Genomic DNA, 17,693 nt, shown 5'->3' with positions numbered 1-17,693 from the left:
TTGTGATGAACGTCACAAGCACCACCCCATCCCTCATCCAGAATTCGCACCTGCTTTGTGACACCACGTCACAACGCGACCAGCCCCCGGCAGGTGCCATTCTCCGCAGTGCTTAAGGTGTATCCGCAATCCATATGAGCCAATCCGCGCCTCCCGGCAGTGAAATCCTGACAGCCCTGCGCGCGCACAAGAGTGCCCTGCGCAATATCGGCGTGTTCAGTGCCGTGATCAACCTGCTGATGCTCGTGCCGTCGCTCTACATGCTGCAGGTCTACGACCGCGTGCTGCAAAGCCGCAGCGAGACCACGCTGTGGATGCTCAGCGCCATCACGCTGGGCTTGTTTGCGCTGATCTCCGTGCTCGAGTATGTGCGCAGCCAGGTGGCCATCCATGTCGGCGCCCAGCTCGACGCCCAGCTCAACCGGCGCGTCTACACCGCCGCCTTCGAAACCAACCTGCGCCAGGGCGGCTACATCGCCGGCCAGGCGCTCAACGACCTGACCACGCTGCGCCAGTTCATTTCCGGCTCGACGCTGTTTGCATTCTTCGACGCGCCGTGGTTCCCGCTCTATCTGGGCGTGATCTTCCTGTTCGACTTCCATCTCGGACTGTTCGCGCTGTGCGGCGCCGCCGTGCTGATTGCGCTGGCCGTGATCAACGAGCGCATCTCGCGCCAGCCGCTGGACGAAGCGGGCCGGCTGTCGCTGCGTTCCGCCGAATCGGCCACGGTGACGCTGCGCAATGCCGAGGCCATCGAGGCAATGGGCATGCTGGGGCCGCTGCAGTCGCGCTGGCTGCGCATTCACGAAGCCTTTCTCGGCAAGCAGGGCGAGGCGAGCGAGAAGGCGTCGATCGTCGGCGCGTGGACCCGCTTCGCGCGCATCGCCTTGCAATCGATGGTGCTGGGCGTGGGCGCCTTGCTGGTGCTCGACAACGAGATCACCGCCGGGATGATGATCGCGGCCTCGATCCTGATGGGCAAGACCCTGAGCCCGGTCGAAGGGGTGATCGGCGGCTGGAAGCAGTGGAGCGCGGCGCGGGCGGCCTACGAGCGCCTGCACAAGCTGCTGGCGGCGAATCCGGCGCGGCGCAGCGCGATGTCGCTGCCGCGCCCGCGCGGGCAGCTCGCCGTGGCGCGGCTGGTCGGCGGCGCGCCGGGCACCGCGCCGGTGCTCAAGAACGTCAACTTCGCGCTGCCGCCAGGCGAGGTGCTTGGCGTGATCGGTCCCAGCGCTTCGGGCAAATCCACGCTGGCGCGCCTGCTGGTCGGCGTATGGCCGCCATTGGCGGGCGAGGTGCGGCTCGACGGGGCCGATGTCTGGCAATGGAACAAGGATGAACTGGGACCGTTCGTCGGCTATCTGCCGCAGGACATCGAGCTGTTCGCGGGGACGGTGGCGGAGAACATCGCGCGCTTCGGCGAGCTCGATGCCGAGGCTGTTGTCGAAGCCGCGCGCCTTGCCGGTGTGCACGACATGGTGCTGAAACTGCCCAAGGGCTACGGCACCGAGCTTGGACCGGATGGCGCCGGACTGTCGGGCGGGCAGAAGCAGCGCATCGCGCTGGCGCGCGCGCTGTATGGCTCGCCGGCGCTGATCGTGCTCGACGAGCCGAACTCCAACCTGGACGAAGCCGGAGAGGCGGCGCTGGCCCGGGCGATCACGCTGTGCCGCGAACGCGGCGCCACGGTCGTCATCGTCAGCCATCGCAGCAGCGTCCTGGCCGTGACGACCCGGCTGCTGGTGCTGCAGGACGGTACCTCGCATGCATTCGGCCCGACGCAAGAGGTGCTGCGCGCGATGCAGCAGCGGGCACAGCCGCAAGCGGGCGGCAAGCCGGCGCGCGGCGCCGAGCCAGTCCTGGCGAGCCGCGGCGAGCCCGCGCGTGCCGCCGGCTCACATTCCTGACCTGAATCGCCATGCCTTTCGATCATGCATCGTCGCTGCCGCCGGCCGTCGCCGCCGCGCAGCCATCTGCGCCCGCGGTTCCCGCGCGCCGCTACAGCCGCATCGGCTGGACCGTCATCGCCGCCGGGCTGGGAGGCTTCCTGTTGTGGGCGGCGCTGGCGCCGCTGGACAAGGGCGTGCCGGTGGCGGGTACCGTCATCGTCTCGGGCAACCGCAAGGTGGTCCAGCACCCGAGCGGCGGCATTGTCGAGAAGATCCTGGTCAGGGACGGCGACAAGGTCAGGACCGGGCAGGTCCTCGTCACCATGAACCATACGCAGGCGCGCGCGCAGGCCGAGGCGACGCGTGCGCAGCTGCTCACCGCGCGTGCGGTCGAGGTGCGCCTGCTGGCGGAGCGCGACGGCCTTGCCGACATCGACTTCGGCGAGATCGGTCGCGAGGCGGCATCGGATCCGGGCGTGGCCGAGGTGATCGCCGTGCAGCGGCAACTCTTTGCCTCGCGCCGGCAGGCCTTGCAGAAGGAGCTTGGCACCATTGCCGAGGGCATCACCGGGCTGCAATCACAGCTGAGCGGGCTGCGCGATGCGCGCCAGAACAAGCAGCAGCAGCTGGCCGCACTGCGCGAGCAGCTGCAAAACATGCGTGAGCTGGCGCGCGAAGGCTACATGCCACGCAACCGTCTGCTCGACACCGAGCGCCTCTACGCGCAGGTCAATGGCGAGATCTCGGCGGATCTTGGCACCATCGGCCGCACCCAAAGCCAGCTCACCGAACTGCGCATACGCGCCAGCCTTCGCCGCGAGCAGGAGCAGAAGGAGGTGCGGACGCTGCTGGGCGAAGCCCAGCGCGATGTGCGCATGCTGCGCAGCCGGCTGGAGGGACTTGACTTCGACGTCGCCAACACGCAGGTGCGCGCGCCGGTGTCGGGCTCGGTGGTGGGGCTGGCCATCTTTACCCAGGGCGGCGTGGTCGCGCCCGGCGCCCGGCTGATGGACGTGGTGCCGGACGGCGAGCCGCTCGAAGTCGAGGCGCGGGTGCCGGTCAACCTGATCGACAAGGTCACCAGCGGCCTGCCGGTGGAACTGATGTTCACGGCGTTCAACCAGAGCCGCACGCCGCGCATCCCGGCAACGGTCTCGGTGGTGTCGGCGGACCGCCTGACCGAAGAAGAGGGCGCGCCGTACTACAAGATCCGCGCGCAGGTGACGCCGGACGGCATGGACCGGCTCGCCGGCCACCAGGTCCGGCCCGGCATGCCGGTGGAAGTCTTCATCAAGACCGGCGAGCGCACCATGCTGAGCTATCTGTTCAAGCCGGTGGCCGATCGCGCGAGAACGGCGCTGACGGAGGAATGATGCGCCTCGTTCGTGCTGGAACCGGCGTGCTGGCCACGCTCGCCGCCGCTTGCCTGCTGTGCGCGCCAGGTGGCGCCGCCGCGCAGGCCATGTCGCTGTTCGATGCCTATCACCTGGCGCTCGCGCAGGATCCCCGCTTTCGCGCGGCGGTCGAAGAGGCCGCCGCCGGCGAGCAGTACCGCGTGATCGGGCGGTCCTTCCTGTTGCCGCAGATCCAGTTCACCTACAACTGGGCGCGCAACCGTTCGGACATCACCCGCTATGCCGGGCCGCGCCTCGGCGACCAGACCACCACCGAGTTCTATCGCAGCTACAGCGGCGCGGTGCAGCTGCGCCAGCCGCTGTTCAACTGGGACTACTGGTCGCGCTTCCGCCAGGGCGAAGCGCAGTCGCAGGCCAGCGCGGCGTTGTTCGACAGCCGGCGCCAGGAACTGGCGCTGCGCGTGACCACGGCCTTCACCGAGGTGCTGGAGGCCTACGACGTGATCGCACTGGCCGAAGCGGAGCGCGACGCGCTGCAGGAACAGCTGAAACAGAACTACCGCTTCTTCGACAAGGGCGAGGGTACGCGCACCGACATCGTCGAGACGCAGGCCCGGCTCGACCTCGCGGTGGCGCAGGTGATCGAGGCACGCGACGGCCTGACCGCCGCGCGCAAGCGCCTGGACGCGATCCTCGGAGCCAGCGAGGGCGGCCAGGACCGGCTGCTGGCGACATTGTCGCCGGAGTTCCGCGCGCTGGGACCGGTGCCGGCCGATATCGGGTACTGGACCGATGCCGCCATCGCCAACAATCCCGAGCTGCAGTCGCGCGAGCACGGCGTGGAGGCGGCGCGGCAGGATATCGGCCGCGCGCGTGCCGGCCACCTGCCCAGGGTCGACCTGGTGGCCAGCTACGGCGAGAACAAGTCGGAAACCGTCAACACGCTGAACACCAAGTACGACACCGCGTACGTCGGCCTGCAGGTGGCCGTGCCGCTGTTCAGCGGCGGTGCCGTCAGCGCCCAGGTCAGCCAGGCCGAGGCCGGCTACCGCAAGGCGATGGCGGAGTTCGACGGGCGTCGTACCGAGGTCACGGACGAAGTGCGCAAGCAGTTCGACCTGGCCCTCAGCAGCGTGGTCAAGGTCGGCGCCTACGAACAGGCGGAACAGGCCGCGCGGGAACTGCTGCGCGCGACGCGCCTGAGCATCGCCGCGGGCATGCGCGTCAACCTGGACCTGCTCAATGCGCAGCAGCAGCTGCATACCGCGCGCCGCAACCTGGCCCGCGCCCGCTATACCAACGTCGTCACGCGGCTGCGGCTGCGGTTTGCGGCGGGCCTGCTTACCGAGCAGGACGTGCGCGAAGCCAGTGCGCAGTTTTCGGGCCACGCCGCGACGGTACAGCTGGAGCGGCCCGAGCGGCCCGAGCGGCAAGCGCGCAGAACAGCAAGCCGCGCCCCGGATGCGTCGGCCGTCATCACCAAGCCCTTTGGAGAACCCAGACATGGACAACACTGACCTGCCGGTACTGGTCCCGGTGGTGATCTCCGGCGGCGCCGGAACCCGGCTCTGGCCGGTCTCGCGCGAGACCTTTCCCAAGCCGATGATGACGCTGGCGGATGGCGAAAGCCTGCTGCAGAAGACGTTCAACCGCGTGGCGGCCCTGCCGGGCGTGCAGGAGGTGGTGACCGTCATCAACCGCGACATCTACTTTCTCGCTCGCGACACGTTCGCGCGCAGCGCCGCGGGAGCCATGCCATGCAGCTTCCTGCTCGAGCCGGTCGGCCGCAACACCGCCGCGGCCATTGCCGCGGCAGCGAGCTGGGTGGCGCGCCGGCACGGCGATCATGCCTTGATGCTGGTGCTGCCCGCCGATCACCTGATCGAGCCGCTGGAGAGTTTCGTCGAAGCGGTGACGGCGGCGGCGGCGGTGGCGCGCCAGGGGTGGCTGGCCACGTTCGGCGTGGCGCCTACCGCGCCGGAAACCGGTTATGGCTACATCCAGGCCGGGCCGCGCATCGGCGCGGCGGGCGAGTCGGCGCACCTGGCGTGCCGCTTCGTGGAGAAGCCCGCGCTGGAGCTGGCCAAGGCCTACCTGGCCAGCGGCGACTACCTGTGGAACTCGGGCATGTTCTGCTTCTCGGCCGGCGCCGTGCTGGCCGAGCTGCAGCGCTACGCCTCGGATATCGTCGACCAGGCCGCCGGCAGTGTCCGCGGCGGCCGCGAACTGCGCGCCGGCGACCAGCTGTCGCTCGAGCTTGACCCGGCGGCGTTCGAGGCGGTGCGCGCCCAGTCGCTGGATTTTGCCTTGATGGAGCGCTCCCAGCGCGTGGCCGTGGTGCGCAACACCATGCGCTGGAGCGATGTCGGTTCGTGGTCGAGCGTGAGCGCGCTGCTGCCGCAGGATGGCGAGGGCAACAGCGTGAGCGCCGAGGCCGTGCTGCACAACACCCGCCGCTGCTTTATCCGCAGCGAGCGCGTGGTCGGTGCCGTCGGCCTGGACAACCTGATGATCGTCGACACCGAGGACGCGCTGCTGGTCGCGCACCGCGAGCATGCCGAGGATGTACGCCACATCGTCACCGCGCTGCAGCGCAAAGGGCATGACGCCTACCGGCACCATCGGACGGTGCGGCGGCCCTGGGGCGCGTATTCCGTGCTGGTGGAGGGCGAGCGCTTCAAGGTCAAGCGCATTGTGGTCGCGCCCGGCCAGTCGCTGTCGCTGCAGCTGCACGCGCATCGCTACGAGCACTGGATCGTGGTGTCCGGCGAAGCGCTGGTCGAGAACGGCACGCAGCACGCGCGGCTGCTGGCCAACCAGTCCACCTACATTCCCGCGGGACAGAAGCACCGGCTGCACAACCCCGGCAGCGGCGAGCTGGTGCTGATCGAAGTGCAGTGCGGCAACTATCTGGGCGAGGACGACATCGTGCGCTTCGAGGACAACTATGGCCGTGCGCCGGCGCAAGCCGGCACGGCGCCGGCTTCGGCGCACCACGCCTGAAGTGGCCGGTCGCGCAGACGAGGGAACAAGGACCATGGCAAGACGCGAGGCACTTTCAACGATGCTGCTGTTCGCGCGGCAGGAGCTGGTGGACCGCCAGCAGGGCCAGCTGTTCGGCATGGCCTGGCTGATCATCCACCCGCTGTGCCTTATCATCGTGTTCAGTACCGTGTTCTCGCACCTGATGCGGGCGCGGCTCGGCAGCGACGGCAGCCCCTACGCCTATACCGTGTACCTGATCGGCGGGATGCTGGCGTGGAACCTGTTCGCCAACACGCTGTCGCGCCTGTCCACGGTCTACACCGCCAAGGCACACCTGATCCGCAAGGTACCGGTAAGCCTGGGGCTGATGCCCCTGCACGTGGTCGCGGTGGAACTGGTGGTCTACGGCATATCGATGGCGCTCTATGCCGCCTACCTGGCCGTGATCGGCTTTCCGTTCAACCCGGCCTGGCTGGCGCTGCCGGCGGTGGTCGGGCTGCTGGGCGCGTTCGCCTACGGTGTCGGCATCGTGCTCGGCATGCTCGAGGTGTTCCTGCCGGACGTGCGCCATATCGTGGTGGTCGCGCTGCAGTTCGGATTCTGGATGACTCCGGTGGTCTACCTGCCCGAGATCCTGCCGCCATGGGCGCGCGGCTTGCTGGTGCTCAACCCGGCGTACTGGGCCATCGACGCGGTCCACGTCATCATCCTCGGCGGCCGCTTGCCGGCGCCGGCCCCGCTGGCGGCACTGGCGCTGCTGGCGGCCGCGCTGCTGCTGGCCGCGCGCTGGATGAAGCGGCGGCTGGAACGTGAACTACGGGACTTGCTCTGACATGCCGGGCACTGCATCCACGGCGCCGCTGCTCGCGCTGACGCGCGTCAGCAAGGCGTTCCGCCTCTACGCAACCCCCGCGGACCGGCTCAGGGAGGCGCTGCTGCGACGGGCCTGCCACCGCGACCACCAGGCGCTCGATGGCGTCAGCCTGGAAGTCCGGCCGGGCGACGCAGTCGGGGTGATCGGGCGCAACGGCGCGGGCAAGTCCACGCTGCTCAAGCTGGTCACCGGGGTACTGCTGCCCGATGCCGGCACGGTCCGGCATGCGGGCCGGGTCACCGGCCTGCTGGAACTGGGCACGGGGTTCGATCCCAACCTGTCGGGGCGCGACAACATCGACGTCAATGCCCGGCTGCTGGGCATGGACGCGGCGGAAGTGCGGCGCAAGCGCGATGCCATCATCGCGTTCTCCGAGCTGGGGCCGTTCATCGATGCCCCGGTGCGCACATACTCGTCAGGGATGACGATGCGCCTTGGCTTTGCCATCGCCATTCACGCGGATCCGGACTGCTTTGTCGTCGACGAAGCGCTGTCGGTAGGCGATGCCCGCTTCCAGCAGAAGTGCATCGCCAGGATCCGCGAGTACCGGGAGCAGGGTGGCGGCATTCTTTTTGTCTCGCACGATGTCAACGCGATCAAGCTGGTCTGCAATCGCGCGGTGGTGCTCGAAGCGGGCCGGCTGCTGTTCGACGGCCCGCCGGAGCAGGCCGTGAGCCGCTATTTCCGGCTGATCGCCGGGGTGCCCGCCGACATGCAGATGACGGCGCGCGACGACGACGGCGATGGCGACCGCGACTACGGGCAACGGCGCACGCGCATCGTGGCCGCCACGCTGCATGACGGACAAGGCCGGGCATCGCGCAAGTTTGTCTGCGGCGATGCGGTCAGCCTGCGGCTTGCCGTGGCCTCGGACGACAATGTGGCGCTGAACGTCGGCTTCCTGCTGCGCGACCGCTTCGGCCAGGACATGTTCGGCACCAATACCGGACTGCTGGGGCGCCGGGTCGAGTTCCGCCGCGGCACGGTGTCGGAATGCCGCTTCGATTTCCCGGTGCGGCTGGCGCCGGGCAGCTATTCGGTCACGCTCGCGGTGCACTCGGAGCTGACCCACCTTCACAACTGCCAGCACTGGCTGGACAACGCACTCGAGTTCGAAGTGTCGGCATTTGGTTCCTGCGCCTTCGCCGGGGTGTGCGAGCTGCCGGTCAGCTTCAGCCAGACGCCGCAGGGCGTGCGCGCCGGTGCCGGTGCCGACAAGGAGATTCCCTTTGCTTCATGAGCGATATGCGCCATCCGAGCCCACTGAACCGGTCGCGCCGGCCGGGCCCGCGCCAGGTGCGGACGCCGCTTGCGCGGACCAGGCGCGGGAGCAGGCGCGCGCGGCGCTGGAGGCGCTGGTCGCCCGCGTGCGCGCCGAGGCCGCCGCGGCCGATGGCAAGGCCAGCGCGCTCGATCCGCTGTCCGCGGACTACCTGAGCCTGCCCGAGCCGGCGCTGCCGGAACTGGGCTATGCCGGCGCGGACGGTGTGCTGCACCCGGTCCATTTGCTGTCGATCCCGCGCGCGGAGTTTGTCGGGCAGGCCTACCGCCTGCTGCTGGGACGCGAGCCCGACGAAGCCGGCGCCGCGCACTACGCGGCGGTGCTGGCGTTGACTGGCAGCCGGCTGTGGGTCGTGGCACAGCTGCGCGGCTCGGCCGAGGGCCGTCGCCGCGGCGTACGGCTGGCCGGCGGCGCCGGACTGCTGGCACGGTACCTGGCGGCCCGCGTCGCGGTACGGCTGGGCCTGGGCGGACCGGCGCGGCGCGCCTTCGGCCGCTACGAGCAGCGCCTGGCCAGCCGCGAGGCGGCGGGGATCTGGCTTGCCGATGCGTTGCAGCGGCAACGCGACGGCATGCTGCGCGCGCAGCGCGCCTGGCGCAAGCCGATCGAGGCGGTCGCGGGCAGCGTGCTGAATGCCCTGCGCGAACAGCGCGACGCGCGCGCGCGCCTCGACGTGCTGGAAGACCAGCTCGACAAGCTCTCGGCCGAGCTGACCCATGAGCGCCTGTCGCGCATGGGCGAGCGCCGCACCGCGCCGCCCGTGCCAGGCCTGCTGCCCCACCACGGCGGTGGCGACAACGTGCATGGCGAGGCCGCGCCCGGCGCGGACCTGCGCGCGCAGATCGAAGCCTATTACATGGCCTTCGAGAACGCGAACCGCGGCTCGCGCGAAGAGATCCGCCGCAAGCTGTCCGCCTATGACGACTGGATCGAGGCCCTGCGCAAGGCGGCACCCGGCCCGGTGCTGGACATCGGCTGCGGACGCGGCGAATGGCTGGAACTGCTGGCCGAGCGCGGCATTCCGGCGCGCGGCGTCGATCTCAACAGCACCATGGTGGCGTTCTGCCGCGGCCGCGGCCTGGAGGTCGACGCCTGCGATGGCGTTGAGGCCATGGCCCGCATGCCGGCCGCCGCGCTGGGCGCGGTGACGGCGTTCCATGTGGTCGAGCATCTGCCTTTCGAAGTGCTGTACGCGATGATCGCCAACGCGGCGCGGGTGCTGGCGCCGGGCGGCTCGATCCTGATCGAGACGCCGAATCCGGAGAACCTGCTGGTGGGCAGCCATACCTTCTATCACGACTTCTCCCACCGCAATCCGGTCACGCCGACGTCGCTGTCGTTCCTGCTGGCATTCCACGGCTTCGAGGCGCCGCAGGTGCTGCGGCTCAATCCCTATCCGGCAGCGGCCAAGGTGCCCGGCGACGACCCCTTGACCGAACGTGTCAACGGCCACCTGTGCGGACCGCAGGACTACGCCATGATCGCGCGCAAGCCGCTGCTGCCGAAGGCCACGCCGGCGCCGCCGCACGAAGCCGCCGCACCGTGAAGATCCTGCTGACCGCGAACCTGGTGCCGTTCCTGCACGGCGGCGCCGAGTACCACATCGCCAATCTCGCCGCCGCGCTGCGCGAGGCCGGGCACACGCTCGAGGTGCTGCGGCTGCCGTTTCGCTTCGGGCCGGAGCACGCCGTGGAGCAGGCCATGGCGCACGCAGCCGCGCTCGATATGCATCGCCCCAACGGCGTCGAGATCGACCGCGTGATCAGCCTGCAGTTCCCGGGCTGGGGGCTTGCGCACCCGGATCACCACGTGTGGGTGATGCACCAGCATCGCGCCGTGTACGACCTGTATGCCGAAGCCGCGGCCACGCCGCCGCTGCGGCGCCTGCGCGAGCGTGTGATCGCCTTCGACAACGCCAGCCTTGCCCGCACCCGCCGGCGCTTTGCCAACTCGCAGCGCGTGGCGCAGCGGCTGTGGCAGTACAACCAGATCGAAGCCGAGCCGCTCTATCACCCGCCGCCGCTGGTGGGGCAGTTCCGCTGCGAAGCGGCGCTGCCGTTCATCTTCATGCCGAGCCGGCTTGAGACGCTCAAGCGCCAGGCGCTGCTGGTCGAGGCCGCCGCGCGGCTGCGTGGCGGCCTGTCGATCGTGCTGGCCGGCACCGGCGGCCAGATGGAAATGCTGCGCCAGCGGATCGAGGCGCTGGGCGTGGGCCACCGCGTGGCGCTGCTGGGCGAGATCAGCGAACAGGAGAAGCTGCACTTCTACGCCCGCGCCCTTGCCGTGTGCTTTCCCGCGCGCGACGAAGACTACGGCTATGTGCCGCTCGAGGCGATGCTGTCCGCCAAGCCGGTGGTGGTCTGCAGCGACGGCGGCGGGCCGCTCGAGTTCGTGCGGCACGGGGAAAACGGCTGGGTGGTGCCGCCGGACCCGGACGCGCTGGCCGCGACGCTGGAGGCCATCGCGGCGCGTCCGGAGCAGGCCGCCGAGATGGGCGTGGCCGGCCGCCAGATGCTGCTGGCGCGCGGCATCGGCTGGGAACACGTGGTCGCGACGCTGACCTCGTGAGTGGCCCACCGTGAAGACAACTGACCACATCATGGTAGAGCGGAACACATGAGAGTAGCGATCGTGGCACCGAGTCCGGTGCCTTTTATCATCGGCGGCGCCGAGAACCTCTGGTGGGGCATGCTGCGCGAACTGAACCGGCGTGCGGGCGTGGTGGCCGAGCTGATCAAGCTGCCGAGCCCGGAGCGCAACCTGATCGAGCTGATCGGCAGCTACCGCACCTTCGCCCGCCTGGACCTGAGCCATTTCGACCTCGTCATCAGCACCAAGTACCCGGCGTGGATGGTCCGGCATCCCAACCATATGGTCTACCTGCAGCACAAGCTGCGCGGCCTCTATGACACTTGCCCGGCGCACCTGGCGCGCCCGCCGGACGCCGCCACGGTGGCGCGCCTGCGGCTGCCGCCGGGACTGGAGGCCGCCTTGCTGGCGGGCCACGGCGGCGAAAACCTGGATGCCGCGGAGGTGGCCGAGACCCTGCTGGCCGCCCTGACGCGCGCGGATGCGCCGCCGGAACTGCTGCATTTTCCCGGCACGTTCGCGCGCGCGGTGGTGCACCTGCTCGACCGCATCGGCATGCAGCCCGGCCATATCCGGCGCTACGCGGCGATCTCGCGCACGGTGCGCGAGCGTGCGTCGCATTTTCCGGCCGGCTGCCAGGTCGAGGTGTGCCATCACCCGACCGGGCTGGAAGGACTGGCGCCCGCCGCGCTGCCGGACGACGCCGGCATCTTCACCGCGAGCCGGCTGGTGGGTGGCAAGCGTATCGACTTGCTGATCGATGCCTATCAGCGCAGCGGCGCGACGCTGCCGCTGCGCATCGCCGGCGCCGGCCCGGAAGAAAAGGCCCTGCGCGCGCGCGCGGCGTGCCACGACGGCATTCAGTTCCTGGGCCGGCTGACCGATGCGGAACTGGCCCGGGCCTATGCTGGCGCGGCATTCGTGCCCTTCGTGCCGTACCAGGAGGACTATGGCCTGATCACGCTCGAGGCGATGCTGTGCGGGCGGCCGGTGCTGACCGTCAGCGACAGCGGCGGACCCACCGAGCTGATCGAGGATGGCGTCAATGGCGTGATCGCGGCCCCCGACGCGCAGTCGCTAGGCGCGGCCATCGCGCGGCTTGCGGCGGACCCGGCCGGCGTCGCCGCGATGGGCCGGCGCGCGCGCGAACGCGCGGCGGCGATCCACTGGCAGGCTTTTGGCGACTGGTTGCTGTCCGGTGCCGCCCCCGCTGCTGCTTCGGCGTGCGCGCCGGCGCCCTGCGCGGCGCATGTGGCACGCCCGGCCAAGCCCCGCATCGTGGTGGTCAATACGTTCCCGGTCGAGCCGGTGGTCAGCGGCGGCAAGCTGCGGCTGTTCGGCCTGTACCGCCACCTGGCGCAGGCGTTCGAGGTGCGCTTCGTCAACCTGGCGGACACCGCCATGCCGCGCCATGCCAGGCCGCTGGCGCCGGGGGTGGTGGAGGAGGTGGTGCCGGTGACGCCGCGCCTGCGCGAGCAGGCCCGCGACCTCGAACAAAAGCTTGGCGTGTCGGCGGGCGACCTGGCCGCCGCCATGCACCCCGACAGCGTGCCGCAGTGGCTCGAGGCGCTGCGCGAGCAGCTGCGCACCGCGGAGCTGTCGGTTTGCGCGCATCCGTACGGCTTCCCCGCCTTGCAGGCTGCCGGCGCGCCGCGTCCGCACCTGTACGAGGCGCACAATGTCGAGTACGACCTGAAGGCGGGCATGTATGGCCGGCACGCGTGGGCGGCCCAGCTGGTGCGGCACTTCGAGCGCCAGTGCGCCGAGCAGGCGTGCGGCGTGACCGCTTGCAGCGAGCTCGATGCCGAGCGGCTGCGCGAGCTGTACCAGCTCGACGGAACGCCGGTGGCGGTGCTGGCCAACGGCATCGAGATCGCCGAGACGCCGTTCGTGGCGGTTGCCGAGCGCCACGCCCGCGGGCACCGCCTGGGCAAGGAACGGCCACTGGCCCTGTTCATGGGCAGTGCCCATGGACCCAATCTCGAAGCCGCCTTGCTGGTGCTGGCGGCCGCCGCGCGCAGCCCGGCGCTGGATTTTGCCATCATGGGCTCGGTCTGCGGCATGATCGACGCCGATGCGCGGCCCGGCAATGTCGCCATGCTCGGGGTGGTCGATGCGGCCGAGAAGTCGCTGTGGCTCGGCCTGGCCGATTACGGCCTCAATCCCGTGCGGGCCGGCTCCGGCACCAACCTGAAGCTGGCCGAGTACACGGCCAGCGGCCTGCTGGTGCTGAGCACGGCGTTCGGCGCGCGCGGCAGCGGCCTGACCGCGTGGGAGGACTTCGTGCCGATCGAGGCCGACGACCTCGCCGGCGCCTTGTGCGCCGCGCACGCGCTCGACGCCGGCCGCCACGGCGCGCTGGTTGCGTCGGCGCGCGCCAAGGTCGCCGCGAGCGGCGACTGGCGCAAGATCGGCGAACGCTACGCCGCCTTTGCCTCGGGCTTCTTACGTACCTGAATCTCGGCTTCGCCCTTGGCCAGCTTTTCCAGGATGACCGGCTCGCGCACGATCAGCCGGCGCAGGTCTTTCTGGACGATACCGGTGCTGACCAGGGCGTGGATCGCGCGCGACACGGTCTCGCGGCTGACATTGGCCATGATCGCGATGCCCTGCTGGTTGGGCAGGTTCTCGATCGTGACCAGGTTGCCGGTCGGGTTGCGCGCGGCGCTCATCAGGATCGCATAGACGCGCGAGTACGCCCGGTTCATGCCGAGCATCGAACGGTAGCTGGAGGCCTGGCGGATCGTGTTGCACAGCTTCTGCAGCAGTGTTTCGATCACGCTGGGGTGGTTGTAGAACAACCACTTCGCCTTCTGCCGGGGCAGGAAGCCGACCAGCGAATCGACGCTGGCGACGATCGAGGCGGAGCGGGGCAGGCCGTCGATGATGGACAGCTCCCCGAAATAGTCGCCGGGCTCGACGAAATCTAGCCCCACTTCGCGCCCGTCCTCCGCCAGTGCGATGACCTGCAGCCGGCCGCTCAGCAGCATCATCAGCGAATCGCCGGCGGCGCCGTGGTGAACGACAAATTCCCGCTTGCGAAACCGCTGGATCCGGATCTCGGCCTGCAGCTCGAGCAGCGTTTCGTCATCCAGGCCGGCCAGGAGACGTTGTCGCCTGAGCAGCTCAAGCGGCTTCATTGCTGAAATTCTAGACATGGACGTTACATAGCTGTCACCCCACATCCAAGCTAACACGTCCGCGTTGGCCGCGTTTGTGACTCCTGTCACAAAGCACCGGGCATGGCTCGGTCATCATCATCGCCAGCCTGTCGACGATGCGGGAGCCCCCGGGGCGACCCGCACAGGGGCCGGCGTGCGTCCCCAGGGCCGCACCGAAGTCAGAAGGGGTTGCAATGAAAACGATGATCCGGGGAATGCTGATCGGCTGCCTGTCGATCGGCTGGGCGGTATTGGCATGGGCGCAGGGACCGGCCGAGGTGGGCAAGATCGCGGTGGTGGCCGGCAGCGCCTGGGTCGAGGCGCATGGCCAGCGCCAGCCGCTGCAGGCCGGCAGCGCGCTGCACGAAGGCGTGACGCTGGAGACCGGCAGCGACGGCTATGTCTACGTCAACACGGTGGACCGCGGTTTTGTCAGCCTGCGCCCGAACTCCAGCCTGACCATCGAGGCCTACGCCTACGACAGCGCCGCGCCCGCCAATACCCGGATCAAGCTCAGGTTGAACCGCGGCGTGGTGCGCACCATCTCCGGCGAAGGCGCCCAGGCGGCGCGGGAGCGCTTCCGCATGAACACCCCGGTGGCGGCGATCGGCATCCGCGGCACTGACTTCTCGGTTTTCACCGACGCCCGCACCACGCGTGCCAGCGTGCGTTCCGGCGGCATTGTGATGTCCCCGTTCCTTGCAGGCTGCCGGCCCGCGGACATGGGCCCGTGCGATGGCGGCATGGGGCTGTCGAGCCAGGCCGGCGGCAGCATCCTGCAGCTGCGCCATGGCGAGACCCAGCCGACGCTGCTCGGGCCGCAGTTCCAGCACCTGTCGCCGGAGGCGGTGGCGCCCCCCGGCAAGGACGAGGGGAGCGTCGCCGGCGGACAGGTCAAGACCTCGGCGGTGAGCTCCCCGGCGGTGGTCACCGCCAACGAGATCGCATTCGGCGACGCCGTCAGGTCGCTGCCCGAGCCGCGCCCGGCTCCCGCGCCCGTGCCGGAGCCGCCGGTGGTGCGCCCGCCGCCGCCCGCCCCGCCGGAGGCGCAGAAGCTGTTCTGGGGCCGCTACCAGGCCCTGGCCAACCTGCCCGCGGATACCAGCCTGGACAACCTGCGCGCCGGCGTGCGCGACATTGTGGCGATGGGCGGCTTCGGCCCCTTCGCCATGGTGCGCGACACGCGCGAGCCGATGACGATGCCGGTCACGGGCGTGTTCGGCTTCCAGCTGAAGGGGGCCGAGGCCTACGTGGTGGGCGACGGCAAGGCGACCGCGGCGACCGTCGCCGATCCCTCGCTGGTGATCGATTTCGCCAAGCGCCGCTTCGACACAAGCCTGACCGTCAGCACCGGCCAGCTCCGCCACCAGATGCGTGCGCAAGGCTCGGTGACGGGCGACGGCATCCTGCGCAGCGACCAGGCGGCGGGCAACGCCACCGTGCGCGGCGCGCTGGCCGGCACCGATGCGGCGCAGGCCGGCTACCTGTTCAGCAGCGAGATCGGCGCCTCCGGGCAGACCGCTGTCGGGGCGACAAATTGGGGGCGCTAGGCGCGGCCACGCCGCGCGGCTGGCTGCGTCCGGGTCTGTTTGCCGTGGTACTGGGCGCCTGCGCGCTGCTCGGCAGCGGCATGTGGTCGCCGCGCTGGTTTCACCGCCTGGAGGACCTGATGGCCGACCTGCGCTGGCGGCTGGGACCGTCCGCGGGCCAGTCGGCGCATGTCGCGGTGGTCGAGATCGACGAGGCCAGCCTGGACATCGTCGGGCCCTGGCCATGGCCGCGCGAAGTCGTGGCCGGGCTGGCGGGAGAACTCTTCACCCGGCACGGAGCCCGCGTGGTCGCCCTGGACATGGTGTTCCCCGAACCGCGGGACGCCGCCGCCGATGCCGCCTTGCTTGCGCTTGCCAGACGGCACCGGATGGTGTTTTCACAGGCCTTCTACCTGACGCAGCAAACGGCACGCGCCGGCCACCCCGGCGGCGCGCTGCCGGGACCCGCCGAGCCGTCGGCGCGGGGCGGGCTGGCAGAGGCCCCGGCGGCGACGGGCCATCTCGGCAACTTCTTCGCCGCCGCTCCTGGCGATTGCGTCGGCCATATCACGCCCCAGGTGGACGCCGACGGGGTGGTGCGGCGCATGGCGCCGGTGATCGGCTATGCCGGGCAGCAGTATCCGATGCTGGCCGCGGCCGCCTTGCTGTGCGCAAGGCCCGGCTTGCCCGCGGCGCTGCCCTGGACCACGCTGGCGCCGCTGCTGGCGCAGGCCAGGGAGGCGGATGGCTTCGTGCCCATCCCGTGGCGCCATGCGAGCGAAGGGTTCCCGGTATTCAGCGCGGTCGACGTGCTGGCCCGACGCGTGCCGGCGCAGGCGCTGGCGGGACGTTATGTGCTGGTCGGCGCATCGGCGCTGGGCCTGTCGGACCATGTCGTCAGCCCGCATGACCCTCGTCTGCCGGGCGTGATGGCGCATGCCGAAATGCTCGACTGGCTGCTGGCCGAGGCCGCCGCGCCCTCGCCGCGGCTGGTGTTGCCGTGGCTGGGCTGGGCCTGGACCGTGGCTACCGTGCTCGGGCTAGCGTGGCTGTCGCGCGGCGGCAACCTGCTGACAAGCTATGGCGCCCTGACCGGCATGGCCGGGTTATGGCTGCTGGTGCTGCTGGGATTGCCGCCGGGCGCCGCGGGGCGCGCAGCGGTGTTGCCCGTGGTGGCCGCGATCCTGCTGCTGGTCTTGCAAGCGCCCGCTGAGTGGGCGCTGGCGCGCGCGCAGGCGCGGCAGTTCCAGCGCCGCTTCCGCCGCTACCTGCCGCCGGCGGTGATGGAAGCCCTGCTACGCGAACGCGGCTACGAGGCGATGCTGCCCATGCGCCGGACCGTGACCGTGCTGTTCGCCGACATGGAGGGCTACACCGCGCTGGCCGAAACCATGGCCCCGGAACGGCTGGTCAAGGTGACCGAGATCGTGCTGGAAGCGCTGACCGCGCAGATCCATGCCGCTGGCGGCACGGTCGACAAGTACATCGGGGATGCGGTGATGGCGTTCTGGAACGCACCGCTCGACCAGCCCGATCACGCGGATCGCGGCCTGGCCTGCGCCTGCGCCATCTTGTCCGGCATGCCGGCGCTGAACGCGCGGCTGCAGGCGGCATGCCCGTGGCTGGCGCCGGTGCGGGTCTGCATCGGGCTGCACAGCGGCGACGCTGTGGTGGGCGAGATCGGCTCGCCGCTGCGCAAGAGCTATACGGCCATCGGCGACACGGTCAACATCGCGTCGCGGCTCCAGGACCTGTGCAAGGCGGTCTCGGCCGACCTCCTGGTGGGCGAGGGGACCGCGGCCCTGGCACAAGGCCACGTACTGAAGCCGGTTGGTCGCGCGCGCCTGCGCGGACGCAGCCGGGCCGAGCAGATCTACGCGGTCCGCGGGCGGCCGTGCCCACAGCCTTTCGACCTGTCGGAGCCGGCTGTTGCGTGATGCGCGTGCCCGGTGCACGCGGGCGAGTCTGTGCGCAATGCTGGTGTGGGCGTGCGGTGCCGCGGCCCAGCCGTTGCTTCCCGCGCGGCCGG

At 70.2% G+C, this 17,693-nt stretch carries 12 protein-coding genes; 11 read left to right on the top strand and 1 reads right to left on the bottom strand.

What is annotated here, in order from left to right:
* Nucleotides 1-134: 134 nt before the first annotated feature.
* The 9 genes from CBM2588_RS28610 to CBM2588_RS28570 are packed head-to-tail and all read left to right on the top strand — an operon-like array spanning nucleotide 135 to nucleotide 13,431.
* Complete coding sequence (locus CBM2588_RS28610) at nucleotides 135-1,907, top strand: type I secretion system permease/ATPase (protein WP_231942309.1); 1,773 nt, start codon at nucleotides 135-137, stop codon at nucleotides 1,905-1,907.
* 11 nt (nucleotides 1,908-1,918) lie between these two features.
* The gene (locus CBM2588_RS28605) at nucleotides 1,919-3,262 is read left to right on the top strand and encodes an HlyD family type I secretion periplasmic adaptor subunit (RefSeq protein ID WP_115683596.1); all 1,344 of its coding nucleotides are present in this window, start codon (nucleotides 1,919-1,921) and stop codon (nucleotides 3,260-3,262) included.
* A complete protein-coding gene (locus CBM2588_RS28600) occupies nucleotides 3,262-4,761 on the top strand; it encodes a TolC family outer membrane protein (RefSeq protein ID WP_172583688.1) in 1,500 nt (499 codons plus the stop codon). The genes CBM2588_RS28605 and CBM2588_RS28600 overlap by 1 nt, the downstream gene beginning before the upstream one ends.
* On the top strand, nucleotides 4,748-6,247 hold the full coding sequence (locus tag CBM2588_RS28595; protein ID WP_115683594.1) for a mannose-1-phosphate guanylyltransferase/mannose-6-phosphate isomerase: 1,500 nt from the start codon (nucleotides 4,748-4,750) through the stop codon (nucleotides 6,245-6,247). The genes CBM2588_RS28600 and CBM2588_RS28595 overlap by 14 nt, the downstream gene beginning before the upstream one ends.
* 34 nt (nucleotides 6,248-6,281) lie before the next feature.
* A complete protein-coding gene (locus CBM2588_RS28590; RefSeq protein ID WP_115683593.1) occupies nucleotides 6,282-7,061 on the top strand; it encodes an ABC transporter permease in 780 nt (259 codons plus the stop codon).
* Between the two features lies 1 nt (nucleotide 7,062).
* Entirely contained in the window at nucleotides 7,063-8,343 is a 1,281-nt protein-coding gene (locus CBM2588_RS28585; RefSeq protein WP_115683592.1) for an ABC transporter ATP-binding protein, read from the top strand.
* Nucleotides 8,333-9,931 carry a methyltransferase domain-containing protein gene (locus tag CBM2588_RS28580; RefSeq protein ID WP_172583687.1) on the top strand — a complete coding sequence of 533 codons (1,599 nt, stop codon included), beginning with the start codon at nucleotides 8,333-8,335 and terminating at the stop codon, nucleotides 9,929-9,931. Before CBM2588_RS28585 ends, CBM2588_RS28580 begins: the two co-directional genes overlap by 11 nt.
* Nucleotides 9,928-10,953 (top strand): glycosyltransferase family 4 protein, encoded by a 1,026-nt coding sequence (locus CBM2588_RS28575; RefSeq protein WP_115683590.1) that lies wholly within the window; start codon nucleotides 9,928-9,930, stop codon nucleotides 10,951-10,953. Before CBM2588_RS28580 ends, CBM2588_RS28575 begins: the two co-directional genes overlap by 4 nt.
* 48 nt (nucleotides 10,954-11,001) lie before the next feature.
* Nucleotides 11,002-13,431: a glycosyltransferase family 4 protein gene (locus tag CBM2588_RS28570; protein ID WP_115683589.1), complete on the top strand. Its 2,430-nt coding sequence runs from the start codon at nucleotides 11,002-11,004 to the stop codon at nucleotides 13,429-13,431.
* Here the strand turns inward: CBM2588_RS28570 and CBM2588_RS28565 are convergent.
* Nucleotides 13,395-14,114: a Crp/Fnr family transcriptional regulator gene (locus tag CBM2588_RS28565; RefSeq protein ID WP_111516780.1), complete on the bottom strand. Its 720-nt coding sequence runs from the start codon at nucleotides 14,112-14,114 to the stop codon at nucleotides 13,395-13,397. The two genes, CBM2588_RS28570 and CBM2588_RS28565, sit on opposite strands and share 37 nt — an antisense overlap.
* A 215-nt stretch (nucleotides 14,115-14,329) precedes the next feature.
* Here CBM2588_RS28565 and CBM2588_RS28560 point away from each other — a divergent pair, with 215 nt between their 5' ends.
* Nucleotides 14,330-15,685 (top strand): FecR family protein, encoded by a 1,356-nt coding sequence (locus tag CBM2588_RS28560; protein ID WP_172583686.1) that lies wholly within the window; start codon nucleotides 14,330-14,332, stop codon nucleotides 15,683-15,685.
* Nucleotides 15,673-17,601: an adenylate/guanylate cyclase domain-containing protein gene (locus tag CBM2588_RS28555; protein WP_115683587.1), complete on the top strand. Its 1,929-nt coding sequence runs from the start codon at nucleotides 15,673-15,675 to the stop codon at nucleotides 17,599-17,601. Before CBM2588_RS28560 ends, CBM2588_RS28555 begins: the two co-directional genes overlap by 13 nt.
* Nucleotides 17,602-17,693 lie beyond the last annotated feature (92 nt).

The organism is Cupriavidus taiwanensis (assembly GCF_900250075.1).
In the GTDB taxonomy this organism is placed as follows: domain Bacteria; phylum Pseudomonadota; class Gammaproteobacteria; order Burkholderiales; family Burkholderiaceae; genus Cupriavidus; species Cupriavidus taiwanensis_C.
This window is presented reverse-complemented; position numbering and strand designations above follow the sequence as displayed.

Coding starts and splice junctions, on each gene's coding strand:
- CBM2588_RS28560 (WP_172583686.1), top strand. CDS start 14,330: ATGAAAACGATGATCCGGGGAATGCTGATCGGCTGCCTGTCGATCGGC.
- CBM2588_RS28600 (WP_172583688.1), top strand. CDS start 3,262: ATGCGCCTCGTTCGTGCTGGAACCGGCGTGCTGGCCACGCTCGCCGCC.
- CBM2588_RS28610 (WP_231942309.1), top strand. CDS start 135: ATGAGCCAATCCGCGCCTCCCGGCAGTGAAATCCTGACAGCCCTGCGC.
- CBM2588_RS28605 (WP_115683596.1), top strand. CDS start 1,919: ATGCCTTTCGATCATGCATCGTCGCTGCCGCCGGCCGTCGCCGCCGCG.
- CBM2588_RS28585 (WP_115683592.1), top strand. CDS start 7,063: ATGCCGGGCACTGCATCCACGGCGCCGCTGCTCGCGCTGACGCGCGTC.
- CBM2588_RS28570 (WP_115683589.1), top strand. CDS start 11,002: ATGAGAGTAGCGATCGTGGCACCGAGTCCGGTGCCTTTTATCATCGGC.
- CBM2588_RS28595 (WP_115683594.1), top strand. CDS start 4,748: ATGGACAACACTGACCTGCCGGTACTGGTCCCGGTGGTGATCTCCGGC.
- CBM2588_RS28565 (WP_111516780.1), bottom strand. CDS start 14,114: ATGAAGCCGCTTGAGCTGCTCAGGCGACAACGTCTCCTGGCCGGCCTG.
- CBM2588_RS28590 (WP_115683593.1), top strand. CDS start 6,282: ATGGCAAGACGCGAGGCACTTTCAACGATGCTGCTGTTCGCGCGGCAG.